19 protein-coding genes and 1 pseudogene are annotated in these 25,754 nt (G+C 74.4%); 7 read left to right on the top strand and 13 right to left on the bottom strand.

Annotation, left to right across the window (positions count from 1 at the left end; translation table 11 throughout):
* The first annotated feature begins 31 nt into the window (after positions 1–31).
* Positions 32–1,237: a DUF2254 domain-containing protein gene (locus GA0070610_RS14730; RefSeq protein WP_157747159.1), complete on the top strand. Its 1,206-nt coding sequence runs from the start codon at positions 32–34 to the stop codon at positions 1,235–1,237.
* Between the two features lie 60 nt (positions 1,238–1,297).
* On the opposite strand, the gene GA0070610_RS14735 is transcribed toward GA0070610_RS14730, so the two are convergent.
* Positions 1,298–2,089, bottom strand: coding sequence for a potassium channel family protein (locus tag GA0070610_RS14735; RefSeq protein WP_089003511.1), 792 nt, complete (start codon positions 2,087–2,089; stop codon positions 1,298–1,300).
* A 49-nt stretch (positions 2,090–2,138) separates the two neighbouring features.
* Between GA0070610_RS14735 and GA0070610_RS14740 the strand changes: the two genes are divergently transcribed.
* Positions 2,139–2,648 (top strand): MarR family winged helix-turn-helix transcriptional regulator, encoded by a 510-nt coding sequence (locus tag GA0070610_RS14740; protein WP_231926126.1) that lies wholly within the window; start codon positions 2,139–2,141, stop codon positions 2,646–2,648.
* A gap of 38 nt (positions 2,649–2,686) precedes the next feature.
* Here the strand turns inward: GA0070610_RS14740 and GA0070610_RS14745 are convergent, their stop codons facing one another.
* Positions 2,687–3,202: a DUF421 domain-containing protein gene (locus GA0070610_RS14745; RefSeq protein WP_089000567.1), complete on the bottom strand. Its 516-nt coding sequence runs from the start codon at positions 3,200–3,202 to the stop codon at positions 2,687–2,689.
* A 225-nt stretch (positions 3,203–3,427) separates the two neighbouring features.
* On the opposite strand from GA0070610_RS14745, the gene qcrC reads away from it, so the two are divergent.
* Together qcrC and qcrA are read left to right on the top strand one after the other, a co-directional pair.
* Positions 3,428–4,252 (top strand): cytochrome bc1 complex diheme cytochrome c subunit, encoded by an 825-nt coding sequence (gene qcrC, locus GA0070610_RS14750; protein WP_089000568.1) that lies wholly within the window; start codon positions 3,428–3,430, stop codon positions 4,250–4,252.
* Positions 4,249–5,337: a cytochrome bc1 complex Rieske iron-sulfur subunit gene (qcrA, locus tag GA0070610_RS14755; RefSeq protein ID WP_089000569.1), complete on the top strand. Its 1,089-nt coding sequence runs from the start codon at positions 4,249–4,251 to the stop codon at positions 5,335–5,337. Before qcrC ends, qcrA begins: the two co-directional genes overlap by 4 nt.
* Before the next feature lie 199 nt (positions 5,338–5,536).
* Here qcrA and GA0070610_RS14760 read toward each other — a convergent pair whose 3' ends face one another.
* On the bottom strand, positions 5,537–6,259 hold the full coding sequence (locus tag GA0070610_RS14760) for a VOC family protein (protein ID WP_089000570.1): 723 nt from the start codon (positions 6,257–6,259) through the stop codon (positions 5,537–5,539).
* A 270-nt stretch (positions 6,260–6,529) separates the two neighbouring features.
* Here GA0070610_RS14760 and GA0070610_RS14765 point away from each other — a divergent pair, with 270 nt between their 5' ends.
* Both GA0070610_RS14765 and GA0070610_RS14770 read left to right on the top strand, forming a co-directional pair.
* Complete coding sequence (locus GA0070610_RS14765; protein WP_089000571.1) at positions 6,530–7,243, top strand: hypothetical protein; 714 nt, start codon at positions 6,530–6,532, stop codon at positions 7,241–7,243.
* Between the two features lie 143 nt (positions 7,244–7,386).
* Complete coding sequence (locus GA0070610_RS14770; protein WP_089000572.1) at positions 7,387–8,145, top strand: SDR family NAD(P)-dependent oxidoreductase; 759 nt, start codon at positions 7,387–7,389, stop codon at positions 8,143–8,145.
* A 69-nt stretch (positions 8,146–8,214) separates the two neighbouring features.
* Here GA0070610_RS14770 and rpsN read toward each other — a convergent pair whose 3' ends face one another.
* Genes rpsN through rpmB form a run of 3 tightly spaced genes read right to left on the bottom strand, consistent with a single transcriptional unit; the run spans position 8,215 to position 8,923 of the window.
* A complete protein-coding gene (rpsN, locus tag GA0070610_RS14775) occupies positions 8,215–8,520 on the bottom strand; it encodes a 30S ribosomal protein S14 (protein ID WP_089000573.1) in 306 nt (101 codons plus the stop codon).
* Entirely contained in the window at positions 8,520–8,687 is a 168-nt protein-coding gene (gene rpmG / locus GA0070610_RS14780; protein ID WP_089000574.1) for a 50S ribosomal protein L33, read from the bottom strand. The genes rpsN and rpmG overlap by 1 nt, the downstream gene beginning before the upstream one ends.
* On the bottom strand, positions 8,687–8,923 hold the full coding sequence (gene rpmB / locus GA0070610_RS14785; protein WP_089000575.1) for a 50S ribosomal protein L28: 237 nt from the start codon (positions 8,921–8,923) through the stop codon (positions 8,687–8,689). Before rpmB ends, rpmG begins: the two co-directional genes overlap by 1 nt.
* A gap of 45 nt (positions 8,924–8,968) precedes the next feature.
* Between rpmB and GA0070610_RS14790 the strand changes: the two are divergent.
* A pseudogene (locus GA0070610_RS14790) lies at positions 8,969–10,162 on the top strand (CobW family GTP-binding protein); the annotation flags it as partial.
* A 6-nt stretch (positions 10,163–10,168) separates the two neighbouring features.
* Here the strand turns inward: GA0070610_RS14790 and GA0070610_RS14795 are convergent.
* From GA0070610_RS14795 to GA0070610_RS14825, 7 genes are all read right to left on the bottom strand, one after another.
* The gene (locus GA0070610_RS14795; protein WP_089000577.1) at positions 10,169–11,371 is read right to left on the bottom strand and encodes an erythromycin esterase family protein; all 1,203 of its coding nucleotides are present in this window, start codon (positions 11,369–11,371) and stop codon (positions 10,169–10,171) included.
* Between the two features lie 156 nt (positions 11,372–11,527).
* Positions 11,528–12,388 (bottom strand): class I SAM-dependent methyltransferase, encoded by an 861-nt coding sequence (locus tag GA0070610_RS14800; protein ID WP_231926127.1) that lies wholly within the window; start codon positions 12,386–12,388, stop codon positions 11,528–11,530.
* A 147-nt stretch (positions 12,389–12,535) separates the two neighbouring features.
* Entirely contained in the window at positions 12,536–13,543 is a 1,008-nt protein-coding gene (locus GA0070610_RS14805) for a glycoside hydrolase family protein (RefSeq protein WP_089000579.1), read from the bottom strand.
* A gap of 307 nt (positions 13,544–13,850) precedes the next feature.
* A complete protein-coding gene (locus GA0070610_RS14810) occupies positions 13,851–15,752 on the bottom strand; it encodes an SWIM zinc finger family protein (protein WP_197697857.1) in 1,902 nt (633 codons plus the stop codon).
* The gene (locus GA0070610_RS31410) at positions 15,749–19,426 is read right to left on the bottom strand and encodes a vWA domain-containing protein (RefSeq protein ID WP_089000580.1); all 3,678 of its coding nucleotides are present in this window, start codon (positions 19,424–19,426) and stop codon (positions 15,749–15,751) included. Before GA0070610_RS31410 ends, GA0070610_RS14810 begins: the two co-directional genes overlap by 4 nt.
* The gene (locus GA0070610_RS14820) at positions 19,423–20,613 is read right to left on the bottom strand and encodes an ATP-binding protein (RefSeq protein WP_089000581.1); all 1,191 of its coding nucleotides are present in this window, start codon (positions 20,611–20,613) and stop codon (positions 19,423–19,425) included. The genes GA0070610_RS31410 and GA0070610_RS14820 overlap by 4 nt, the downstream gene beginning before the upstream one ends.
* A 107-nt stretch (positions 20,614–20,720) precedes the next feature.
* Complete coding sequence (locus tag GA0070610_RS14825; RefSeq protein ID WP_089003513.1) at positions 20,721–25,754, bottom strand: DNA-binding protein; 5,034 nt, start codon at positions 25,752–25,754, stop codon at positions 20,721–20,723.

Below are 25,754 nucleotides of genomic sequence, written 5' to 3' on the forward strand. Positions count from 1 at the left end.
ATGGGGGTGTGCCGTCGAGGAACTGGTCATCGTGAGCCGGCCCCGCACCATGTCCGCGCGGCTCGCCGAAGTGCGGGAGAGCTTCTGGCTGGTGCCGGGGATGTTCGCCGTGGGCGCGGTGGCAGTGGCCGGCGGCCTTTCGATGCTGGAGCTGCAACTGGACCTTCCCGTCGAGGGAATCCTGCCCAGCAATCCCGCGGGTGCCCGATCGCTGCTGTCGTCGATCATCACGGCGATGATCTCCTTCACCGCGCTGGTCTTCTCCATCACGGTCGTGGCCCTGCAACTGGCCAGCAGTCAGTACACGCCGCGGGTCCTCCGGACGTTCCTCCAGGATCGGATCATCCAGGCGACGCTCGGTACGTTCGTCGCCACCTTCCTGTTCGCGATGGTGGTGCTCGCGGCGCTGCCAGCCCGGGACGGGGAGCGGTTCCCGGAACTGTCGCTCGCGGTGTCGATGTCGCTCGTCCTGGCCAGCACCGGCATCTTCATCTACTACCTGCACCACATCACCACGGTGATGAGGGTGTCGCACATCATCGCCTCGATCGGCGCCCAGACGCGGCGATCGATCGCCCGCCTACCCGCGCCGGACGAGCCGGCGGCGATGGTGCGCGGCGAGGTCACGCAGACCGTGCCCGCCCCGGCCCCCGGGATGGTCAGCAACGTCGACCTCCCCCTGCTCGCTCGCCTGGCACGCGAGTACGACTGCGCCATCACCGTCGTCCCCGCCCCGGGTGACTTCGTCGTCGAGGGGGCACCACTGGTGCGCGTCCACCGGGTGGTCGGCGCAACGGATCGCCCGGTACCGACCGACGAGGCCAGCCAGGGGGTGACCATCGGCATGGAGCGCACCCCGGGCCAGGACGTCGGGTTCGGCTTCCGACAGTTGGCCGACATCGCCGAACGCGCGCTGTCCCCGGCCGTCAACGACGTGACCACCGCCGTGCGCGCCGTGCAGGAGGCGCACGACCTCCTGCGCCGACTCGCCACCCGCCCCGACCCCGTCCACGTCGTCCGGGACGACGACAGCACCGTACGCGTCCGGGTGGACGGGGTCCGGTACGACCTCCTACTGGCCATGGTCGTCGACGACATCCGACTGGTCGCCGATCAGCAGCCGCGCGTCGCGCGGCTGCTGGACGCTGTCCTGCGCGACCTGGCGACCGTCGCGCTTCCCGCGCACCGGGCGGCGATTGCGTGTCGGATGTCGCCGGCAGCCCACAGCAGCCACTGACAGCCTGACCCGGCGGCGCCAAGGGCGCACCGCTCGCACGACCGTCGCGCGCGAACGTGGTCAGCGGGAGGGTTGGGGTGCCTCGCCCCGCCGCTGCGATTCGTCGCCGGCCCGTGACGCCGGCGGGACGAGTTGCTCGCGCAGGGCCGCGATCTCGGCGCGGAGGACGGCGATGTCCTCGCTCGTCGCCGCGGCCGCCTGCCCCTTGTCGGAGACCCGCTCCACGATCCAGGTGGCCAGCGAGCCCGTGACGAAACCGATCAGGCCGATCCCCCCGACCATGAGCCCCAGAGCCACAAACCGTCCGGCGTCGGTGACCGGGTAGTGGTCCCCGTAGCCGACGGTGGTGATGGTCACCGCCGCCCACCAGAGGGCGTCGTCGAACGAGACGATGTTGGCGTCCGTGGCGGACTGCTCGGCGTCGAGCACGGCCAGCGCGGAGACCAGTACGAGCAGCATGGTGGTCACGCCGACATAGATCGCCAGCCGACCGCGGGCCCACGTCTCCGTCTCCCGGCTGAGCGTCAGCACCACGGTGACCAGTCGCAGCGCCCGCAGCGGCCGCAGGACGGGCAGCACCAGTACGGCCAGGTCGAACAGGTGACCGCGCAGGAACCGCCGCCGATGGTCGGTCAGCCTCAGTCGCACCAGGAAGTCGGCCCAGAACGTCAACCAGATGAGGACGGTGGCGACCTCGCAGGTCCGCTGCCAGGGCTCCCCCAGGTCGGGTCGGAGGATCGGTGCCGCGTAGACGACAAGGAAGATCACCGACAGGACCGTCAGCGGGAGCGCCGTCCGGCGCTCCCAGCTCGTCGCCCGATCAGCGGGACGCGTGTGGTTTCTCGCCTGCATGACCGGTTCCATCCCGAAGTTTTGCGTGTATACATGCAATCATTGCCGGGTGGGACTTTACGCGGAAAGCGATACCCGGTCGACTCTCGGCGGCGAGGAGCTGATCGACGGGCTCTCGGCCCTCAGCCGCGCCCTGGTGGGAATCACCGCCCGGACGCTGGCGACCCTCGATGTCGAGGTCACCCTGTCGCAGTACCGGACCCTGGTCGTCCTGGCCTCCCGAGGCCCGCTGCGCACCGTGGACCTGGCGGCTGCACTGCACGTGCACCCGTCCACGGCGACGAGGACCTGTGACCGTCTGGTGCGCCGAGACCTGGTGGCCCGGCACCACCGGCCCACGGACCGGCGGGTGGCCCTGCTCACGCTCACGGAGGCCGGCAAGACACTGGTGGGCGATGTCATGCGGCACCGGACCGAGGAGATCCGGCGCCTGGTGCAGGCCGTCGCCACCAGTCCGCAGACGACCGCCGAGCTCATCACCTCGTTGGTGATCGCAGCCGACGAGCCCACGGAGGAACAGTGGTGGCACCGCTGGGATCGCTGCGCCGTGGCGCCCTAGCGGCGGCCACGGCGCACTCCTGCCGAGCGGTCCGCCCGCTACCCGGCATGGTCGACGACGTCGGCGAGACTGCTGCCGTCGCCCAGCTGTGACCGCGGGAGGACGCTCAGACTGCCGTCGGTCTCCAACACCACCGCCGCGAGGCCGTGGAGATCACCGGTGCCCTGACTGCGAGCGGCCTGCCGGATTTCGCTCTCGGCGACCCGGGCGCGGCGCATGGTGGCGTGACGCATCTGCCCGTCACGCAGCAGCATGGTCGGTCGTGCCTTGATCAACCGTTGTGACGGCGGCCAGCGCACCCCGAGCAGCGCGACCACGTACTGCAACGCCACCAGCAACACCAGCGCCAGGATGCCCTCCACCAGGGAGACATCACGCGACAGGAGGATCGTGGCGAGGGTGGAGCCCAAGGCCACGGTGACCACGAGGTCGAACGCGTTGAGCTTGGACAGGGTCCGCTTGCCGGACAGCCGCAGGATCAACACCAGCGCCGGATAGACGATCGCCGCGACGACGAGTAGACGCAGCAGGTCGGCAGGGTTCTTCAGCACCATGTCAGCGCCGTACCCGCGATGCGCGCCTCGCACGCGGCCGAACCGACGGCTCACCTCCGCGCGGAGGAGCCGAGGGTACGCGGGCTGACCTGCGGGGCACCGACGGGCGTGGTGCCCCGCCTCGACGAACCTGGGCGACGAACTTCAGTACACCTGCCGCGAGCCGTATACCCTAAATAGGCGTAAAGGCCGCGTATCGAACGGCTCTGAAGAGCAGAGGACGCCATGCACGACTCACGCCCGGGGTGCGCCCGACCGGGGGTACCTGTCCGTTTCAGCCGAGCCCGGCGGCGAGCCGCCGGCATCGCGCGGATGGTTACCGCACTCGTCCTGGCCGGGGGTGCCTACGCGCTGTTCGCGCCGGCCGCCCAGGCCCAGGAGGAGCCACGGTCGAGCGCCGCCGCGGCCGAGGGCGAGGCGTTGTTCGAGGTCGGCTGCATCACCTGCCACGGTCGCAGCGCCGGAGGGGTCGAGGGACGCGGACCCAGCCTGATCAACGTCGGTGGCGCGTCGGTCGAGTTCCAGGTCGGCACCGGCCGGATGCCGCTGGCTCGCCAGGAGGCTCAGGCGCAGCGCAAACCGCCGCTGTACACCGACGAGGAGGTCCGCCAGCTCGCCGCCTACATCGACTCCCTCGGGGTGGGGCCCGTGGTGCCGGACGACGTCGACGCCCTGGTCGACGAGGCCAACCTGGCCCGCGGCGGCGAGTTGTTCCGGGTCAACTGCTCGCAGTGCCACGCCTTCGGCGGCGGTGGTGGGGCGCTCTCCTCCGGCAAGTACGCCCCCAGCCTCTACCCCGCCAGCGACCGGATCATCTACGCCGCCATGCTCAGCGGCCCGCAGAACATGCCGGTCTTCGGCGACAGCACCCTGACGCCCGAACAGAAGGCCGACCTGATCGCCTACATCCAGCGGGTGATCCAGACCGACAACGATCCCGGCGGGTTCAACCTCGGCCGCTACGGTCCGTCCACCGAAGGGCTGGCGGTCTTCCTGGTCGGGATCGTCGCGCTGGTGTTCGCGAGCCTCTGGATCGCGGGCAAGTCGTGACCGGACAACGCGCCCAACAGAGCCGGGAGCCGGTCGACGTCGCGGATCGGTCGTTGTCCCGCTTCGAGGTCGTACGCGAGGGCGCGCGGCGTGACGACATCGAGATCGTGCACTACGAGCCCCAGGTCGCCGCCGGCTCCAAGGCCGAGCGCCGACTGGCGCGTACCGTCGCGGTGTTCTTCCTCGTCGCGGGACTCGCCGCCACCGCGTTCCTGGTCGTGTTCATCTGGTGGCCGTGGCGCTACCAACTCCTCGGCGAGATCGAGGAGTACTACACTCCGCTGCTCGGGACGACGATGGGCATCGCCCTGCTGGGCATCGGGTTCGGGGTCCTCATGTGGGGCAAGAAGCTGTTGCCCAAGGAGGTGTCCATCCAGGACCGCCACGAAGGTGCGGTCTCCGCCGACGACCGCGCCGTCACCGGACAGACCATGCTCTACATGGTCGACGAGATCGGTGTGAAGCGTCGCCCGCTGCTGGGTGTCTCGCTGCTCGCGGGCCTCGTGCCCCTCGGCGCGGCCGCCGCCGCGCCCCTCGTCGGCGGTCTCATCGCCGACCCCCACAAGGACGACCAGCTGTTCCGCACCGGCTTCGCCCTCGCAGACGACCCGGGCGCCGTCACCCGCGTGCGGCTGGTCCGCGAGGACGGCCGGCCGGTACGCCCCGCCGACCTGCTCCCCGGCGGGCAGGTCACCGTCTTCCCCGGCATCCCGCACGGCGTCAGCAACCAGTACGCCGACTCGGTCACCCTGCTCATCCACCTGCGGGCCCGAGACGCCCTGCGGGCACGCGAGAACAACGAACAGGCCGGCAAGCAGGACTGGATGTGGGGCAGCTACATCGCCTATTCCAAGATCTGCACCCACGCCGGCTGCCCCGCCAGCCTCTACGAACAGCAGACCAACCGGCTGCTCTGCCCCTGCCACCAGTCGCAGTTCCTCATCACCGACAACGCCAAACCCATCTTCGGCCCCGCCAGCCGGCCCCTTCCCCAGCTCCCCATCGAGGTCGACGACGAGGGCTTCTTCGTAGCCACTTCCGACTACCAGGAACCCATCGGCCCCGACTTCTGGGAACGCCCCTGACCACACAGCGCCACCGGCCACCCGCTCCCGGAGGCCGGCGGCGGTGCCGCAGGTGAGCCCGACGTGGTGCAGCACGCCGGCCACCGCCAGGCCCAGCGCCTCGGTGTCGACGCCGGCGGGCAGCCGACCCAGTTGCTGCTCGGCGGCCAGATAGTCGGCGCTCGCGCGTTCGATCGTCGGCCAGGTTCCGCGCGGCCGGCTACCGGGGCGGCAACACGCAGAACTCGTTGCCGTCGGGATCGGCCAGCACCGCCCGGTCGACCTCGCCCTGGCCGATGTCGATCCGGGTCGCCCCGAGGGAGAGCAGGCGCTCGACCTCCGCCTGAAGATCGCCGTCGGCGGGCGGCGCGAGGTCGAAGTGCAGCCGTTGCCTGCCGGTCCTCGGCATCAGCGGCGGGCCGCCCCAGGTGATCTTCGGACCGCCGAGCGGTGACTGGATCGCCGTCTCCTGGTCCTGGTCCCAGACCAGCGGCCACCTGAGGGCTTCGCTCCAGAAGTAGCCGACCTCCTGCGAGCCGTCGCAGGCCAGCGCGCCGACGAATCCGCAGCCGGCGAGGAAGTTGTTGCCCGGCTCGATGACGCAGAACTCGTTGCCCTCAGGGTCGGCGAGCACCACGTGCCCGTCTTCCGGGCGCTGGCCGACGTCGATGTGCCGTGCGCCGAGTTCCAGCGCCCTGTCCACCGTCTGCTGCTGCTCGCGCGGGGAGGCGCTCGTCAGGTCGAAGTGCATCCGGTTCTGGCCGGCCTTCGATTCCCGGGTCGGCAGGAAGCGGATCCGGAATGCCGTGTCGTCACCGGACAGGAGGGCGGCCCCGTCGTACGGGTCGTCGGCCAGGTCCCGGCCCAGTACCCCCGACCAGAACCGCGCGAGTGGCAGAGGTTCGTGCGCGGCGAAGCTGATCGCGAACAGGTGACATGTCATGGCTGTCCATCTCCGATCGCCGATCGGCCTCCGCCGATGGTGGCACCACCGGCCGGGTCGATCGGGAGCATAGGGGCACGCGGCGCCGTCCGCAGCCGAGTATTCCGCCGCCGCACCGGCCGGCAGCCCGTCGTGACCGGTCCGGGCCAGCTCCTTGCGCCGGTGGCGCCCGGCAGCGGCACCCGCGCCACATCCCCCTGCGGCGGTACGACCTCTGCGCGGGAGGCGGCAGCCGATTAGGCTCATGAAGATCGACTTAAGGAGTTGGCCATGCCGAACCTGTCGTCCCCTTCGACGGCCGTCCGCCGCGCCGCCGTCGCGGCCGCGCTGGCCGTCGGTGTCGCCGCGTCCATGCCAGCCTGCACCACCGCCGAGCCCACGGCCGGCGAGCCCACCGCCTCGCCGTCGACGTCGGCACCCGCCAGCGGGGCCGCCGACACGCCCTCGCCCACCGGCGCCACGCCGACGACCGACTCGCGGACGCCCGCCCCCGGCGCGACCGGCGACGCGGACCCCATCCTGCGGGGCGAACGGCAGATCGTGCTGCGGCCGGTCGGGTCGTTCGAGTCGATCCTGGCCGTCGACGCCAAGGGCCGACTGAACCTGACCGACGGCGACACGGACAAGAGCCTGTTCGTGTTGCTGCCCGCCAACGGCAACCGTCACCAGATCCGGACCGCGAAGGCGCACAACGGCGCCGAACCCGACTGCATGGGTCTGCGCGACAACGGCAGCGCCCCGGCGACGGTCGTGGCCGCCGCCTGCGACGCCCGCCGGGCCGGTCAACTGTTCACCATCGAGAAGACGAAGGAGAAGAGCGAGGGCCGCCCGACCTACACCATCAGCGGCGAGGGCAGGCTCCACCTGCGCGCCACGGACCGGGGTGGGCTCACCGCCCAACCGGTGGGCGAGGGCGACGCCGGCGAGGGCACGGCCTTCGACTTCGTCGACAACGGCGCCGCACCCTCCGGCCCGGGCGAGTGAGCGCCGCTGCCCCGGCAACCGACGGCGTCGGCGGGCCGCAGTGGCGGGGTTCCGCCAGGTCACGGGACCTTCGACTCTGCGCGCCGGGGCGCCCGCCGACGATCATGAAGAGGAGAGTTCCGAGGTCGGACGGAGATTGAGCCATGAACGAGCAGCGTTACGCCGGACGGGTCGCGGTGGTCACCGGGGCCGGATCGGGAATCGGCCAGGCGGTGGCCCGCCAGCTCGCGGCGGAGGGAGCCATGGTGCTCGCGTGCGACATCGACGCCGCCGGCCTCGCGTCGACCGTGGAGCTGATCGAGAAGGACGGGTACACCGCGACCACGGTCACCGCCGACATCACCCGGCAGGCCGACGTCGACGCGCTCATCGACGCGCTGCCCGAGCGACGGGTCGACCTGCTGGCCAACGTCGCCGGCGTCATGGACCACTTCCTGCCCGTCACCGAGCTCGACGACGACACCTGGGAGCACGTCCTGGCGGTCAACCTCACCGGCCCCATGCGGCTGTGCCGGGCCGTGCTGCCACTGATGAGGGCCCAGGGCTCGGGCGCGGTCGTCAACGTCTCGTCCATCGGCGGGCTCACCGGCGCGGTCGCCGGCACCGCCTACGTCGCTTCCAAGCACGGGCTCATCGGCCTGACCCGCTCCATCGCCAACCTGTACGCCGAGGACGGCATCCGCGCCAACACCGTCTGCCCGGCGGGCGTGGAGACCAACATCGGCCGCACCGCCGCGCCGAAGGTCCCGTGGGCGTACCAGCGACTGGAGAAGTCGTTCGGCCGCACCACCCGGATGGCCGTGCCCGCCGAGGTCTCCACCCTGGTCTGCTGGCTGGGCTCGCCGGAGGCGGTCAACGTCAACGGCGCGACCATCACCTCCGACGGAGGTTGGACCTCCTGACGCGGCCCCCGCCGGCCGGTTGTCGGCCGGCCGGCGGGGCTGCCTACGTTCGGGCGGGGCGCGGCGACGTCACCGCGACGCCTTGCGCACCCCGGGCAGCTCGCCGCGCAGGGCCAGCTCGCGGAACCGCACCCGGGACAGCCCGAACCGGGACAGCACCCCGCGCGGGCGGCCGTCGATCTGGTCGCGGGAGCGCAGTCGTACGGGGCTGGAGTCCCGGGGCAGGCGGCTGAGTCGGCGCGCCGCCTCGGCGCGTACGTCCGGGTCGGTGTCCGGATGGCTGACCGTCCGCTTCAGCTCGCCCCTCGCCTCGGCGTGCCGGGCGACGAGGATCTCGCGGCGGGCCTGCCGGTGGCCGAGGCTCCGGCGGGCCATCAGCGCGCCTCGCGGAACTCGACGTGCCGGCGTACGACCGGGTCGTACTTGCGCAGCACGAGGCGGTCCGGATCGTTGCGGCGGTTCTTGCGGGTGACGTACGTGTAGCCGGAGCCGGCGGTGCTGCGCAGCCGCACGATCGGGCGCACGTCGGTCTGCCGGGCCATCAGAGCTTCACCCCTCGGGCGCGCAGCTCGGCGACCACCCGCTCGATGCCCCTGCGGTCGACGGTCCGCAGCGCCTTCGCCGTCAGGGTCAGGCTGACCCACCGTCGCTCCGACTGCAGCCAGTAGCGGTGGTTCTGCAGGTTCGGGTTCCACCGGCGGCGGGTGCGCCGGTGGGAGTGGGACACGGCGTTGCCGAAACCCGGCTGCGCGCCGGTGACGTCACAACGTCTGGACACAGTGATCGCTCCTCGCTCGGTCGTCACATTAACGACAACGGTTTTCTCACCGTGCTGTCCGGGTTCTGGCCGGCGGCGACCTTCGCCGTCGCCCGTACGCTGCTCGCCGCCGACGAGTCGCTGCTGCTGGTGCGGCACGACCTCACCGGGATGCGCGGCGGCGTGATCCGTCGGGTGGTCCGCAACGGCACCGGCATCGTCGAGGACGAGCAGGTGGCGCTGGCGCACGGCTGCGCCTCCTGCACGCTGCGCGAGGACGTGCTGCCCACCCTCGCCCGGCTCGCCCGGGACAACCCCGGTCACGACCTGGTGCTGATGCTGTCCGAGGTGGTCGAGCCCGAGGCCGTCGCCGCCGCCTGCGCCCACCACCTCGTCGACGGCGCACCGCTCACCGACCTGATCCGCGTCGACTCGTACGTCACCGTCCTCGACGCCGAGCACCTGCTCGACGGCCTGGCCAGCACCGACGACCTCGCCGCGCTCGGCATCCAGGCCGCCGAGGACGACCACCGCGCGCTCGCCGACGTCGTGGCCCGGCAGATCGAGTACGCCGACACCCTGCTGCTCTGGGGGCGGTCGCGGGACGGGGAGTTCGGCACCAGCAGGATCGCCGTCCTGCTCCAGCGGATGGCGCCGTGGGCGACCCACTTCCGGGTCGACGGCGATCTCGTCGACGCGGACGCGCTCACCCGCCAGCTACGCCACACCCACCGGCACCGCCCCGAGACCCCCGGCGTCCTCGCCCGGGGCCTGGAAGGCTTCGCGCTGGGCATGCACGAACCGGAGGCCGACTGCGGCGTGGTCTCCGCCGTGTTCCGCGCCCGCCGGCCGTTCCACCCGCAGCGGCTGCACGACGTCCTGGAGGACGTCAACGCCGAGACGGTCCGCTCCCGGGGCCACCTCTGGCTGGCCAGCCAGCCCGACGCGGTCGTCGCCTGGGAGTTCGCCGGCGGCGGCCTGGCGCTGGGGTCGCTCGGACACTGGCTGGTCAGCCTGCCCGAGGACGGGTGGGAGCACGTCTGCGACCAGCGCCGGCTCGCCGCCGCCCTGGAGTGGGACCCCTACTACGGCGACCGGCACCAGCACCTGGTCTTCATCGGCCTCGACGCCGACCCCGTCGCGTTGCACCGCACCCTCACCGGCTGCCTGCTCACCGACGCGGAACTCGCCGACGGCGAGGAGACCTGGCGGACCTATGACGACCCGTTCGCCGGCTGTTTCCCCCTCGGCACCGGGTAGGCACGCCTATCCGGCGAGCGCGTCCCTGACGAACACGATCGCCTCGGCGCCGCCCAGGTGGGCCGGGTCCAGCGGCGAATAGCCGAACCACGGGGACACGCGGGCGGGCGGCGTCACGTCGCCGAGGGCGGCGGCCAGCCACCGGGCGTCGACGACGTACCGGTCGTCCGGGAGCGCGTACAGCATCCCCTCGACGGTGTCCGGCGGTGGGACGTCCACGCCGTGGTGGCGGATCGTGCCGAGGGCCGTGGCCAGGAAGGCGTACGCCTCCCCCAGGTGGGCGTCGACGATCGCGCCGGCGCTCCACCACTCCAGCGGCAGGCCCCCCATCCGCATGCTGCTGCGGTGCCGCTGGAGGTGGCCGTTGTGCGCGTTGACCAGCGCCGGGCCCCGCTCGGCGACGGCGAGCAGGTTGGCGGCCATCATCGAGTCCCGTACGCCGAGCAGCCGCGCCAGGCGGCTCGGCGAGGTGTCGGCCATCCAGTAGTGGTAGCGCAGCAGCCCGGCGGCGGTGCGCCCGTACAGCCGCGCCCGGTCCCAGTCGTCCCGCGAGGACGCGGCGATCAGCTGCGGCGTCTGCGCGTCGAGCAGCGCCACCAGGTCGTCGGCGAGCAGCCGCAGCTGCCTGGCCTCGGACGTCTGCCCCACGGATTCGGCCGGGTCCATCATGGCGGCGGGACTGGTCCATCCGTCATCGGCGCCGAGCAGCCGGTCGAGCGTGTCCGCGGTGCAGGGAAGCAGGCCGGTGTCGACCCGCGCGGCGAGGTAGGCGTGCAGCGCCGAGAGGGCGCGCCGAGGGCTCGCGGCGCCGGTGATCTCCAGCGGACCGTCGAACCCGGCGAACCGCAGCCGCTCGGCCGCGGGCCGCCCGTCGTTGTACGCGCGCATCCAGCGCACCAGCTCGCGGTTGGCCGGGAAGGCACCCCACCCGTGGCTGAAGCCGCGCGCCATGGCCTCGTCGAGGCTTCCGGCGCCCGAGGTGACGAAGTCGTCCACGACCAGGCCCGTCAGGCAGTCGCTCTCGATCGCGATCGTGCGGTAGCCCTCCTGCTCGACGAGTTGCCGGAAGAGCTCGTTGCGCAGGTCGAGCAGGACGTGCTCGCCGTGGGTGGGCTCGCCCAGGGCGAGCAGCCGTGGCCGCGTCGGCAGCAGCCTCATGACGTTGGCGGCGTCGACGACGTGGGCGGTGTCCTGGACAGCGAGGGTCATGACTTCAACCGTATCGTTGAACACCGCGGTTGAGGGTTCTGCGCGATGTTGGCGAGAGATCCATGGGGAACCCTCAAATCTGGGTGTCACCGGGGCGTTCCGCACCTCCCCCGGACGCCGTTTCGGGCCGGACCCGCGGCCGGGGACGACCGGCGATCACTCCGGCGGCTTGCGCCAGTACCAGATCTCCGTGCCCGGTAACTGCTCGGCGAACACGCCGTCGGGCGAGACCTCGCGCAGCAGCGCGCGCAGGTCGCGCTCGAACTCGTCGAGGCGCTCGCCGTACAAGTGAGGCGCGGAGTCCGACCGGGAGAACACCCACGCCACGATGTCGTCCGCGCTGCGCTCGACCACCGCGCCGGAGGGCACGACCAGCCGCTGGTACCCCTCGAACCCGGCGCCCTCGACGATCGCGCGTTCCCCGCTCTGCGTGCCGTGACGCAGCACGCCCTGCCCGGCACGGCGCACCGCACCGAGGTACGTGCGCACCAGCGCGGCGATCCCCTCGAACGGCGGCGCCGGGTGCGGCAGCGGCAACGGGTTCGCCGGCGGCTCCTTGAGATCGCTCATGTGCACGAAGAAGCCGCTCGGCTCGATCATCTCGAAGGCGGTGGCGGCGACGCGCTCGCGGTCGGTCCAGTGGAAGGACTGGGCGAAGAGCACCACCCGGAAGAGCCCGAGGCCGGCCGGAAGGTCCTCGGCGCGCGCCTCCGTCCAGCTCGCGTTGCGCACACCGAGACCCTCCGCGCGACGGCGCGCCTCGACGAGCATGTCCGGATCCGGGTCGACGCCGACGGCCTCGGCGAAGTAGGGTGCCAGCGCCAACGTCACCGTGCCCGGCCCACAGCCGACGTCCAGCAGCCGACCCTGACCGTGCTGGCCGAGTTCACCGGCGAGCCGCGCCGCGTATCGGGGCGCATAGGGCAGCCGGCCCTGGTCGTAGTAGGCGGCACTACCGCGGAACAGCGTCTGATCCCACTGCCAGCCTTCGGGCATCTGTGCTCCCAGGAGTGACATGGGGCCGATTGTCCGTTCCTCGGGCACCCTACCGCTTTCCGCACGAAGGTCTGCTCCGCGCCGCCCGGGCCGTCGAGCCGCTCGACGAGGCGCCGCCGACGGGGTCCGACGATCGGCGACGGATTCGGCGAAGCCGGGCGGTGCAGGTCAGACCGCGCGCGCCACGCAGATCCTGGCGTCGAGGCGGGGCCCGGCCTCGTACAGCAGGTATTCCACGCCGCCGTCGGTGCCGAACGTCGGCGACGCCACCCGACCGTTGTCCGAGGCGATCGGCCGGTGGAACACACCGAGGTGGACCTCGCGGTCGAAGTTGTTGCCGACCTCGGTCAGGTACATGTTGCCGCTGCTGCCGTGATACGCGAGGTACGCGGTGCCGTTGCGCTTCAGCAGGTGCGGCGCGGAGATGTCGGTGAGCCCGTCGCCCGACGGTGACACCAACGGGTTCGGGGCGAACTGCCAGCCGTTCCAGCCGTTCGGCGACCAGCCCCAGAAGATCTTGCGGGTGCCGGGGCGGACCGTGTGGGCACCCATGAACACCATCACGTAACGGTTTCCCTTGCCGGCCACCGGGTGCTCGAAGACCCGCGCGTACGAGGTCTCCGTCGTGTTGGGCACCAGATTCGTCGACAGGATCGGCGTCTCGTTGGTGAAATGGATGCCGTCGGTCGAACGGGCGACCCGGGTCGTGTGGTTCTCGCCGTGGAAGTACAGGTAGAACTGCCGCGTCGGCGCGTCCCACACGACGTGCGGCGACGACACGTGGCTCACCGTCGTGGTCGGCAGCACCCGGTCGACGACGGGGTTGCCGGCGTACTCGGTGTAGGGGCCCTCGAGGCGGTCGGCGTAGGCGAGGCAGATTCCGCCGGGCGCGTCGTGCGGCGCGTAGTAGAGGTAGTAGCGGCCGAGATAGCCGCTGATCTTGTCGTAGACGCCGCGCACGCACGGGAAGATGAACTCGCCGGTGGGGTTGTAGCGCAACGGTCGGTCGAACGCGTCGCGCACGTACCGGTAGGTGGGAAAGCCGGCCGGGCCGGCCAACGCCGGCGTGGGCGTCGCGGCGAGACCGGCGCCGGTGGTCGCGGTCGCCATCCCGGCGGCCGCCGCGCCACGCAGCAGCGCGCGTCGGGAGAAGGATCCTTCAGGGGTACGCGTCATCGCGTTCCCTCCGTTCGTGGGCCGAGCCGACGGGGGCAGGGGAAGCGGGGCGGCCGTGACGGGTCGGGTGACACCCCACCTCGCCGAGCGGCCGAACGGTGTGCGCGCCCGTCGCGATCGGGCTCGTTGATCGATGAGTCTGCGCGCGCCTGCTTCGCGGCGTCAAGGTGCTAATACGAATTAGCACGGCGATCCGGTGAGCCGCGACCGTGCCGCCGGCTGCGCCCGCGCGTGCGGAAGGCGTAAGCGGAACGCCGGCGCCCGCCCGGGGGTTCGAGCGGGCGCCGGCGTGGTCGGCGTCGGCGCGTCAGCCGACGGCGGACGCGGTCCAGGAGGACCGGATCAACTCCCGCTCGGCGGCGGCGAGGTGGACGGTCGCCGCGAGCCAGGCCCAGGCGTACCGGTCGGGATCCGGATCGGTGAGCCGACCGAACGCGTCCCGGCCGCGCCGGTCGGACTCGTCGGCGAGCGCGGCGGCCAGCGCGGCGGCGGTGGTGAAGCCGGCGCGGCGCAGCGGACCGGCCGGGCCGGCGCCGTCGCCGCGGGCCGCCTCGGCGACGGCGCGGCGGCCGCCCGCGACGGCCAGCTCCACCAGCCGGCGGACCCGCCACAGCGGGGACTCCGCGACCGCGTCGGCGCCGACGGCGAGCACCGGTCCGGTCGTCGCGGCCGGGTCGCGCGGCGGCAGGTGCCCGCCCTGGATCTCGTCGTAGCCGAGGTCCGCCCGGCCGTGCCAGTCCGGCGGCAGCCGGAGCGTCGCGGCGGCACCGGGCACCGGGCCGACCGCGAGCGGACGCAGCGTGCTGGCCCGGTCCGGGTCCAGCCGGCCGACCACCCGCACCCGCAGGCCGGGCCGGGAGGCGAGCCGCCGCAGGTTGGCAACGTGGGCCAGCCCCGGGTGTGCGTCGACGGGCACCAGCCGGATCAGCGGCCCGTCCGGCACCGGCGCGCGCTCCGCTGCGGCGTCGGTGGCGGGGGCCAGCTCGCGGGCCAGCACCTGGTCGCCGACGGCGCCCACCACCACCAGGTCGCCGCCGACGAGCGCGGTGCCCGCCCGGCCCGGGTCCTCCGGGTCCTCGGTGGCGAGCTGGGCGGTCACCACCTCGGCGAGCGGGCGGGCGAACAGTTCCGCCAGCGCTCCGGTGGCCCAGTCGGTGCCGGCGAGCGGCGTGGCCCGCACGCCCTTGCCGGCGCCGAGCCGGCCGTCCGGGGAGACGGTGGTGCCGGTGATCCGCAGGCCGCCGCGGGACAGTACCGCGTGGTTGACCGAGACCGCGCCCATCTCGGTGACCGCCCGGGCGCAGTCCCGGGCCCGGTCCGGCCCGCCCGGTTTCACGTCGCCGAAGGAGAGCTGACGGCCGTCGGCGGCGAGCAGGTGGGTGACCACCCCGGCGTACCCGGTCGCGCTGATCACCGGCTCCCGGCAGACACCGTGCACCTCCAGCGTGCCGTCCGGCTGGTAGGCCCGCCGCAGGACGCCGACCAGCGCCGGGTCGGGATCGCCGGCGGCCAGCCGGCCCGCGACGTACAGCAGGTCGTGCAGCACCTCGACGAGCTCGGCCAGCCGGTGGCCGTTCTGTCGTCCCCGCTGCGCGCGCAGGCCACGCACCGTGCGCAGCGCGGCGCTCTCGGCCCGCGGCAGGCCGGCGAGCCGGGCGCCGTGGGCGGCCCGCAGCAGTTCGGCCTGCGGCACCGCCCCGGCGGCCGGCACGCCGGCCGAGAGCACCGCCGCGCCCGCCCGCCACAGCGCGTCGGCGGCGGCCCGTTGCGCCTTCGTCGGTGCCGCGCCAGCCGACTTCCTGGTACGCCCGGTGCGGCCGGACGCCGCGTCGGCGCGGTCCGGCGTCGGGGACGCGGCGGCGGTGGTCGGCGGACCGGGGTGGCTGCCCGGATCGGCGACCGGGCAGGCCAGCAGGACGGCGGTGCGGTGCAGGCAGCGGGGCGAAAGCAGGCAGCTGCACCGCGCCTGGTCCGGGTCGGTGACCGCGCCTGCCGGTCCGGGCGTCAGGGTGACCAGCGCCTCCGGTCCGCAGTCGACCGACACGCCCCCGTCGAGGGGCCCGACCGGTACGCCGGCCAGCCGCTCGACGGCGGCGTCCAGCCGCTTGTGCAGCCGGGACGGCAGGGCCGCCACCGCCGCGGCGGCGACGGCCGGCAGCACCGCCGGCAACCGGTCGGTGTCCACGGTGGTGGCGGTGCGCTGCGTCAACGTGATCCTCCGCGGATGCGGTCGCCCACCCAGCGGGCGAGTTCGAGCGGACTGAGGGCGGCGACCGGCATTCCGGCCGCGACGAGCTGCTGGGCGACCGGCACCGAGTAGCAGGGCGCTCCCCTGTCGTTCAGCGCGGCACAGCCGAGCACGTGCACGCCGGAACTGACCAGCGTGCGGACCTCGCCGAGCAGCCCGGCCAGCGGGTAGCCCTCCTCGAAGTCGCTGACCACGGCGACGATGGTGCGGCTCGGCACGGTCACCAGCGAGCGGGCGGCGGCCAGCCCGGCGGCGATGTGCGTACCACCGCCGACGCGCACCTCCAGCAGCAGCGACAGTGGGTCGTCGACCCGGTCGGTCAGGTCGACCACCTCGGTGGAGAAGGCGAGGAAGTGGGTGGACAGGGCGGGCACCCCGGCCAGCACGGCGGCGGTCAACGCCGACCACACCACCGACGCCTCCATCGAGCCGGACACGTCGACCACCAGCACCAGCCGCCAGTCGGCCTCCTTGCGCGTGCGGCTGTTGAAGACGGGGCGCTGCGGCACCACCACCGTCCGGCCGTCGCCGAGGCGCTGGGTGTGCGCCAGGTTCGCCCGCAGCGTACGGGCGAGGTTGATCCGGCCGCCGGGGCGGCGGGACGGACGCGGGTTGGTCAGCCCCGTCAGCGCCGGGCGGACCTGGGTGGCCAACTGCTTCGTCAGCTCCTCGACCAGCCGCCGCACCAGTGGACGCAGCTTGGCCAGCTGCCCCTCGGGCAGCCCGCCGGCCAGCGACAGCACCGAGGTCAGCAGCTCCATCGACGGGCGTACCGCGGCGGGGTCGAGCTCGGTGAGCACGTCGGTACGGCCGTCCTCGGCCGCCCGGGCGATGACCTCCTCGCGGACCGCGGTGCCGAACAGCGCCTCGAGTTCGTCGGCCCACTCGCGGGCGGTCGGGAAGGACGCCTCCTGGCCGCCGCCGGCCGCCTGCCCGAGGTCGGTGGCGCCCTCGCCCTGGCCCGCCCCGTACAGCTCGTCCAGGGCGCGGGCGTAGCGACGGGCGTCGGCCGGCAACCGGTCGGGTTGGCGGCCGAGCAGCAGCCGCCACCGGTCGGTGGGGGTGAGCCCGGCCTCGGGGGTGTCCGGCCCGGGTGCGGCCTCGACCTCGGCGTCGGCGCAGCCACTCGGCGCGCCCGGGACGGGGATGTGGCGGGCGAGCAGGGCGGCCCGGCCGGCCGCGTCGGCGGCGGCCCAGCGGGCCAGCAGCTCGGGCGGGGCGGACAGGCTCAGATCGAGCCGGTCGCCGAGCCGGTCGGTGACGGTGTGCAGCAGCCGGTCCCGGGCCGCCGGGGTCAGCACGTCGAATCCGCCGCGCAGCGCCGGCAGCCGGTCCAGGAAGTCGGCGTCGGGAAGCCGCTCGACGCGTTCCAGCAGCGGGTCCAGCGCGGCCGGGGCGGACTGCAGCAGCGGGTGCGCCGCGGTGAGCAGACCGCCGAGCAGCCGGTGCAGGTGCCGGCGGGTGTCCGGTCCGGTCGCCGCGTCGACCCAGCCGGCCACCCGGGTCCCCAGGGTCTCCAGGTCGGTCAGGTCGAGCAGCACCCGGGCGGCCAGGGCGGCGCCCTGGATCAACGGCGAGCCGGCGCGGGCCAGGTGGTCGAGGGCCTCGTCCAGGCGCAGCCCGATCCGGTCCTCGCCGGCGCGGACCGCGAGGTCGACCAGCGCGGCGGCGTCGGCCGGGACGTCGCTGCCGGCCAGGCCGGGCAACCCGCGTACCGCCGCGTCCAGCAGCACGACCGTCAGCTCGGCCGCCCGGGCCCGGCCGTCGGCGGTGGTGCCGGGCAGGTGTTCGCGGCGCAGCGCCTCCAGCAGGTCCAGCGCGGCCAGCAGCTCGGGCAGCGTGCCGGTGCCCGGCAGCACGGAGGCCGCCAGGTCCAGCCGGTCGGTGACCAGGTCCGGCAGGTCGCACCGGGCGGCGTCGCGCAGGCCGACGAGCAGCTGCGCGGCCGTGGGGCCACCGTCGGCGGCCTCCCGGCGGAACCGTTCCCGCAGGGTGCCGGCCGCGGCCAGCGCCGCGGTCACCCCGCGTACGCCCACCAGGTCCAGCCGGGCCGCCACGGACGGCGTCCAGGCCAGTTGCCAGCGGGTGGTCAGGGCCGCACCGTCGCCGGTGCCGGACACCGCGATCGCCTCGCCGTAGCCGATGCCGCAGACCTGGAGGCGTTGCAGCAGGATCTCCCGCCGCCCGTCCAGCTCGGTACGCAGCGGGTCCAGCCGCACCTCGCGGGCCTTGGGGCTGTCCGGGCTGGGCAGCCGCAGTGTGACGAGTTCCGCCTCGACCGCCGGGCCGAGCCCGGAGCGCGGCGTACCGGGGGCGACGCGGCCCCGCTCGGCGCCGACCAGCACGGTCTCCAGCGCCCGGGCCAGCGCCCGGCCCCGGCCGAGCAGTTCGCCCTGGCCGAGCACGGTGGTCACCGCCTCCAGCACCTCGCCCCGGCCCGGGGCGGGCAGGTCCCGCAGCCGGGCCAGGTCGTCGGCGAGCCGTACCGTCTCGGTGGCCTCACCGGTGCCGGCGGTGTGGCCGGCCGCGCGGAGTTCCCGGCACAGGTCGGTGACCGCGCGGGCGGCGGCGGCCCGGATCCGTTCCGGGTCGCCGGCGGCGGTGAAGACGGACTGCTGCCAGCGCGGGTCGCGGATCCCGGCCGGGTAGCCGGACCGGGAGTCGAGCAGGTCGAAGGCGTACGGCACCAGCGAGGTGACCGCCGTCGCGCCGTCGGTGGCGGCGGGTCCGGGCGGCGTCGTCACGGACCGGACCGGATCGGTCGCGGCGGGGCCGGGCCGGCCGGGCGCCACGCTGGCGTCGGCGGCCGGCGCGGCGGCGAGCAGGGCCGGCGCGTGGAAGGCGCCGACGACGGCGGCGACCCGCCGGCCGTCGGCGCCGGCCTCGGCCAGCACCCGGCGCATGTGCCGCTCGCGGGCCAGGTCCCGGGCCGGTACGCCGCCGTGGCCGGCGCTGTCGGTGCGCATCGCCCAGCCGACGCCGAGCGCAGCCCGGCGCAGCGCTTCGGGCGCGCTGCCCGGGGCGCGCACCTCGACCACCCGGTCCCACAGGTCGTCGCCGTCGCGGCCGGTGCCGCTGGCGCTGAGCGCGGCGGCGTAGGAGCGACGCAGGCCGGGCACCGGCTCACCGGCGTCCGGCTCGGGCCCGCCACCGGCGGCCGGGTCGGAGTCGGTAGCCGGGCCGGTGCCGGTGGCCGGCTCGGTGCCGTCGGCGGTCCAGCCGCTGTCGGCCAGCGGCAGGTCGCAGCAGAGCACCTCGACGCCGCGTTGCCGGGCCCAGCGCAGCGCGGCCAGTTCCGGGGAGAAGTCGGCGAACGGGTAGAAGCCCATCGGGCCGTCCGTGCCGTGGCTGCCGACGAGGGCCAGCGGGGCCCGCGCGGCCGGGTCGGACAGGTACGGCAGCCAGCGCTGGAAGTCGGCGGGCAGCTCGACGCAGACCACCTCGGCCCCGGCGGCGTCCAGCAGCGCCGGGACCGCCGCCGCCAGCGCCGGGCTGTGGTGCCGCACCCCGATCAGGTACGGCCGGAGCGAACCGGCGAGCGCGTCGACCACGGCGCGCGGGTCGGCCGACGTCGGGTCGACGGCCACCGGTCCGGCGGTCGGCGGCGCGCCGGACGTACGGGAAAGGGTCGTCACCGCAGGCTCTCCCGCAGGTCCCAGAGCCGGCGCCACATCGCCGAGCCGTCCTCGGCGCGGCGGCGGACCGGGCCGTCCCAGTAGCCGAGCAGCCGGGCGTGGTCGTTCTGGTCGTCCTTGCGCACCACGCCGAGCAGGTGCCCGGGCACCAGGTCGAGCGTGTCCCCGCCGGGCAGGTACGCGGCCGACAGGCCGAGCGACACCGCCACCTGCACCGCCTCGGCGGTGGACATGACCGTGCCGGGCCGCTCCACGTCCCAGCCCTCGCCCGAACGACCGGAACGCAGGTCGCGGAACACGGTGACCAGGGCGTCCAGCACCGCGTCGTCCACCGTGTAGGCCGCACCGGCGCGCCGCACGGCGGCGGTGGCCTGCTGGCGGACCAGGTCGGTCTCGACGTCGGCGTCGGCGATCGGGTGGATCGTCTCGAAGTTGAACCGGCGCTTGAGCGCCGAGGACATCTCCGACACGCCCCGGTCCCGCAGGTTGGCGGTGGCGATCACGGTGAACCCGGGCAGGGCGCGGATCAGGCCGTCCTCGGTGCCGGACAGCTCCGGCACGTTCATCCGCCGGTCGGACAGGATGGACACCAGCGCGTCCTGCACCTCGGGCAGGCAGCGGGTGACCTCCTCGATCCGCACCACCCGGCCGCTACGCATCGCGGTCAGCACCGGCGAGTCGACCAGCGCCTGCGGAGTCGGGCCCTGCGCCAGCAGCAGGGCGTAGTTCCAGCCGTAGCGGAAGGCGTCCTCGGTGGTGCCGGCGGTGCCCTGCACGGTCAGCGCGCTGGTGCCGCAGACCGCGGCGGCCAACAGCTCCGACAGCATGGACTTCGCGGTGCCGGGCTCGCCGACCAGCAGCAGGCCCCGCTCGCCGGCCAGGGTGACCACGCACCGCTCGACCAGGCTCCGCTCGCCGACGAACTTCGCCGCAATGGTCATGCTGGCCGGCAGCTCGGTGCCGTCGGGGCCGGTACGCCGCTCGGCGGGCAGCTTCAACGCCTCGCCGTCACTGCCCTGGATGAAGGTGACCACGGCGCGCGGGGTCAGCGCCCAGCCCGGCGGCCGGGCCCCGTCGTCGTACGCGGCCAGGAAGGCCAGCTCGTCGGCGTACCGCTGCTCGGCGGAGAGGACCTGGGCGGCGGTCTCCGGCGCCTCGGAGGGGCGGACATGTTCCGTCACGGTCACGGGTGTTCCTCGATCTTCCTCTTGAGGGGGTGTTGCGGGACAGGGGTCGGCGGCGCCGCAACGTCCGGGCAGGTCGTCGCGGGCACCGCCGCCCTTTCGGGTACGGGTCAGCGGGGGGCGCCGCGGCCGGGCAGGTCGGCGAGGCGGGGCCGGTCGCCGTCGCGGAGGCGTCGCCAGGCCCGCCGGTAGAGTTCCGCGGCCGGTTCGAACGGCACGGTCACCCCGAGCGCGGCCGTGCCGTCGGGGGCGAGGTCGAACAGGGCCAACTTCCAGCCCTCGATCGGCACCTGCCCGGCGCCGCGCTCCAGCCACGGGCCGGGCAGGAACAGCGACCGGCCGGCCCGGGACCGGCTGGCCTCGACGACCAGGTCGGTGCCGGCCAGTTCGGCGCGGGCCGCCTTCAGCCGGGCCGGCTTCCAGCCCGTCCACCTCGCCGTGTTGCGGTCGGTCGGGTCGGGCATGGCCAGCAGCATCAGGTACGCCGCCGCCGCGTCGGCGCCCAGGGCGTGCTCCCCGGCGACCTCGGCGACCAGGTCGGGCACCGACCGCGTCGGGTCCTGCGGCCACCAGGTCCCGTCCGCCGTCCGCTCGCCACCGTCGGGCTCCCCCGCGTCGGCGAGCAGCGCCGCGAAGCGCGGGTCGCGCACCAGCCGCAGCGCCACCTCCACCGGGTACGGCTTGGCCACGTCCCTGCGCAGCGCCGGCAGGTACGGGTCCGTGCCGTCGGCGTCGAGCAGCTCCGGCCGCAGCGCGGGCGACGGTCGGCTGTCGTGGGTGGACAGCACGATGGCGCCGTAGCGTTCCCAGCCCGGGCCCGTCTCCGACGGGGTGCCCGCCACCTGCCGGAACTCGGGCAGGTAGACGTACTGCTCCAGGTCGAGCAGGAGGTCGGGGTTGGCCAGCCGGTCCCGGATCGCGGCGAGCGCGGCCGGCAGCGCGGCCCGGCACGGGTCACCGGCCGGCGTGTGGTGGGCTACCCAGGCCGCCAGTGCGACCGTGGAGCGCAGCACGTGGCCGGTGAAGCCCGCCGTGCGGTTGTCGACCGGCCGCACCCGGTCGCCTCTGAACTCGAAGGCCAGGTCGGTGCTCAACTCGGCCGAGCGGGCCGGGTCGAGCAGCGCCGGCAACGCCTTCGCGGGCGCCCACCCGGTGCGGATGGCGCGGGTCGCCTCGGCGAGCAGCTGTTCGGGCACGACCACCCGGCGCCCCAGGGCGGCGTTCCACACCGCCGCGGCTGCGGCCACGTCCGGTCCGTCGGTCCACAGCCGGGCCGGGTCGGCCGGCAGCAGCGCCGAGACCACGGCCCGGCGCAGTGCCGGCCTGGCCTCCCGCAGCACCCCGAAGGCCAGCTTGACCTCCCCGACCTGCCTGATCCCGAGCGCCTTGCGCAGCTCGGTCGGGACGGTGCCGGCCGAGTCCGCGTACGGCAGGCCGGCCAGCACGAGCTTCGCGGCGGTGGGGGTGATGCCGGTCAGCTCGGCGAACCGCTCGGCCGCCTCGGGCCGCCACGGCAGCGGGCCGCGTGCGGCCCACTCGGTGCGGAAGCCGGCCAGCCAGCCGGTCGGCCGTTCGTCACCGACCGGCTCCGAGGAGTGCACCGTGTACGGCTCCGGCACGGCGAAGACGCCGGCCGGGTCGTGGTGCAGCGCGTCGAAGAAGTAGCCGGTGGCCGTGCCGCTGGAGTTGAGCACGGCGAGGAACGCCCCGTCGGGCAGCGGCAGGATGCCCGGCCGGGGGTAGCGGCGCGAGCCGTCGGGGTTCTTCAGGTCGTCGTCCAGCAGGTGCAGCCTGCACCGGCGCCACCGCCCCGGCTCGGCCGCCGCGCTCAGGTCGAGCCCGTCCAGCTCCGTGAGCAGGGCGGCCAGCGTCTCCCGGTGCTCGTCGGGGGTGACCGCCGCGACGGCCCGGTAGGCGACGGCGGCGACGCCGTCGAGCAGCGACCACCAGTTCAGGGTGGACGGCAGCGACGGCCCGTCCAGGTGCAGCCGTACGGCGGGCTCGACCCCGCCGGTGGCGGAGCACTGGATGGCGAACGCCCGGAACTGGGTGAAGGTCGAGGTCGCGGTGCCCGCCCCGTGGACCGAGCCGCGCAGCCCGTCCAGCGCCGCGCTGAGCTGCCTGTCGGTGGGTCCGGCCGCGGCGGCCGGCGGCGCCACGGCGACGGGCGCGGCCAACGCCCTGGTGAGCCGCTCGGTCACCGCGTCCAGGTCGGTACGCACCCGGGCGGCCAGCCGCAGCGCCCCGGCCACCCCGGCGAGCAGGGCGTCGTGGCCGATCGCCGGCAGCGTCGAGCGGACCAGCTCGACCAGCGCGTCGGTGTCGTCCCCGTCGATGGCCGGTGCAGCCCCGCCGGTGCCGACCATGGACGCCGGGACGGCGACGGGCAGACCGGTGATCGCCTGCGTGGCGGCGGTCGACCCGGATCGCGTCGCCGCGCGGGCCGCGGCCCGCGCGGCCTCTTCCGCCAGGGCGGCGCGCCGCTCGTCGACCGCGACCTTGAGCAGTGCGGCGGCGGTCTCCCGGTCCATCCGGCGCAGGGTGGTGGAGCCAGCCGGGTCCCGGGGCAGCAGGTGCCCGACGAACGCCTGCGGCGGCAGCGGCACGGCGTCGGGGTGGTAGTCGCGGCTGGCCGGCGGTCCGGGGACCGCCGACGCCACCCCGTCCGGGTCGAGCAGGACGAACCCCTTGAGTACGGCCCGCGGCCGGTCGTCGCCGGGCAGCACCAGCGCCGCGATCGGCTCCTGCCCCGCAGCCACGGTGACCGTACGGCCGGCGAGGTCGTCGCCGCGTACCGAGCCGTCCGGCAGGGTGACCACCCGCCAGCCGAGCAGACCGTCCACGGGGACCGCTGCCGGGGTTGCCCCCTCGGACAGGGCCGGGCGCAGCCAGCTGGCCGGCTCCCGCAGCTGGCTGCCGTCGACCGGGAGCTCCGCCAGGAACCGGGGCAGGCCGCGCCCGCCGTGGGTGTTGGCGACCGGGTCGTACTCGCGCCAGCCGTACGTGTCGTCGTCCTCGCTGTGCCGGTAGACCCAGTGGTCGGTGCCGTCGGTGATGACCGGCAGCTCGGACGGCACGGCGGTGTCACCGGCGTGCAGGACGCCGTCGCCGGTGGTCCGTCCGCCGCCCGCCAGCGGCAGGGTGATCCCCTTCCCGCGTGGCTGGCTGCCGTGGTGGCGGCCCTGGAGGGGCTGCGGTTCACCGGGCGCCGAGTGCCAGTAGCCGCGCAGGTCGTAGTCGAGCGCCTTGGAACGCCAGTAGACCAGCAGGTGGCCGGCGACGTAGTGGTAGCCGGGCTGGCCCCACATGTCGTTGGCCGGGATGCGCAGGTCGTGGCGGAGCACGATGCCCTCGTCGCCAATCACGCGCACCGTGGTCGGCCCGGCCAGGATCACGTACGGCCAGGCCTCCTGCCGGGCGACCTCGACCCGGCGGTCGCCGCCGGTCACCTCCTGCCAGGCCAGCTCCCAGTCCGGCCAGCCCAGCTCGTCGACGAGGCCGCCGCGCAGGGCGCGGGCGACGTGCTCGGCGAGATCGACGCCCAGGGCCTGCCCGAGGTCGCCGCCCGCGCCGGCCTCGCCGACGACGTCGGGGACGAGCCGCAGCGCCTCGACCGGGATCCTGCCCAGCCAGTCCACCGACGCCGGCAGGTACGGCAGCCCGGCGGTGAACCGGGCGCGGATCCGCTCCCGCAGCCAGTCGGTCAGCAGCGGCCGGACGCCCGGCGTGTCGACCATCCGGCGCAGCGCCGGTTGCTGGTCGTCGAGCTGGTCGAGGCCCCGGCGCAGGGCGGCGGTGAACCGGTCGTCGCCGGCCACGGCGAGCAGATCCCGCTCTCCCCCACGCTTGACCCAGTTCGCCAGGTCGAGGACGTCGCGCTCCTTGGGCGGGGTCACCGGCAGGCCGAGGGCGAGCAGCAGGTCGAGCAGTTCCAGGTCGCCGTCGACGTCGAGGCCCTCGCCGCTGCCGGCCAGTTCGATGCGCAGCCGGTCGGCCATCCGCTCGACGAGCGGGTACAGCTGCGGCAGCCGGCGGTGGTGATGCCCGGAGTTGGCCCGACTCACGAAGCGGCGTAGCCAGCCGACGGAGCCGTCGCGCGGGCGGGCCGCCTCCGGCACGTCCGGGTCGCACAGGCCGGTGAGCGCGCCGGTGTCGGTGAGCAGGGCCAGCCAGGTGACCAGGTCGTCGCGGTCGGCGGGCATCAGGTCGAGCAGGCTGCCGCGGACCGCCGGGTCGCGCCCGGCCAGCGCCGTCACGGCCGGCAGGTGCGCCTTCCACCAGCCGGCCGGTGCCTCGGCGGCCACCGGCAGCCGGAGCAGCTCGGTCAGGTAGGCGTCCGCCCGGTCGGCGACGGCGGCAGCGGCCTTGCCGGCGGCTCTGGTGGCCGTGCGGACCAGGCGGTTCACCGCGGTGGCCGACTGGGTGGACGGGACCACCCCGGCGGCCGCGGCCCGCAGCGCCAGCCGGCAGAAGCGGTCCAGCGCCTCGTCGGCCGGCAACTGGGCGGACAACTCCTTCGCGTAGCCGGCCAGCGCGGTCGCGGACACCACCTTGGCCGACGCGAACTCCACGTAGACCTCGTCCAGCCGGTGCAGGTCGACCGGCAGGCCGTGCTGCGCCTCCGCCTTGCGCGCCTTGTTGAACAACTGCGTGGCGTACGCGTCCTGCCCGGCGGCCAGGAACACCCGCGCCGCCTGCTCGAAGAACGTCGGCAGGAAGTGCGGCAGCGTACGGGCGAACCGGTCGGCGATGCCCTGGTGGGCGTCCAGGGCGGCCTTGGGACGCGAGCGCACCTGCTTGGCCAGCTTCTGCAACTCCGGCACCACCGCCAACGCGTGCCGGCCGTCCGCCGGGTGGTGCACCAGCACCCATTCCGGGAAGGCCAACGGGCGGCGGGGGCCCAGCCCGACGACGACCGGCTCGGCGCCCGGCGCCAGGCCGAGGAACTCGAGGGCGATGTCCTCGCCCTCGCCGAGCGCGGCGTCGACCAGGCGCACCACCGGCCGGTCGTCGAGGGCCGGGTGCCGGTAGGTGCGGGCGGTCAGGGGCACCGCCCGCTCCCCCGCCCCGGCGGTGTCGGTCGGCAGCACCGCGCCGGCGGTCAGCACGCTTTCTGCCGAATGCTCGTCCGCGGTCGTGGTCAT

The sequence above is a fragment of the Micromonospora echinofusca genome, assembly GCF_900091445.1.
GTDB classification, from domain to species: domain Bacteria; phylum Actinomycetota; class Actinomycetes; order Mycobacteriales; family Micromonosporaceae; genus Micromonospora; species Micromonospora echinofusca.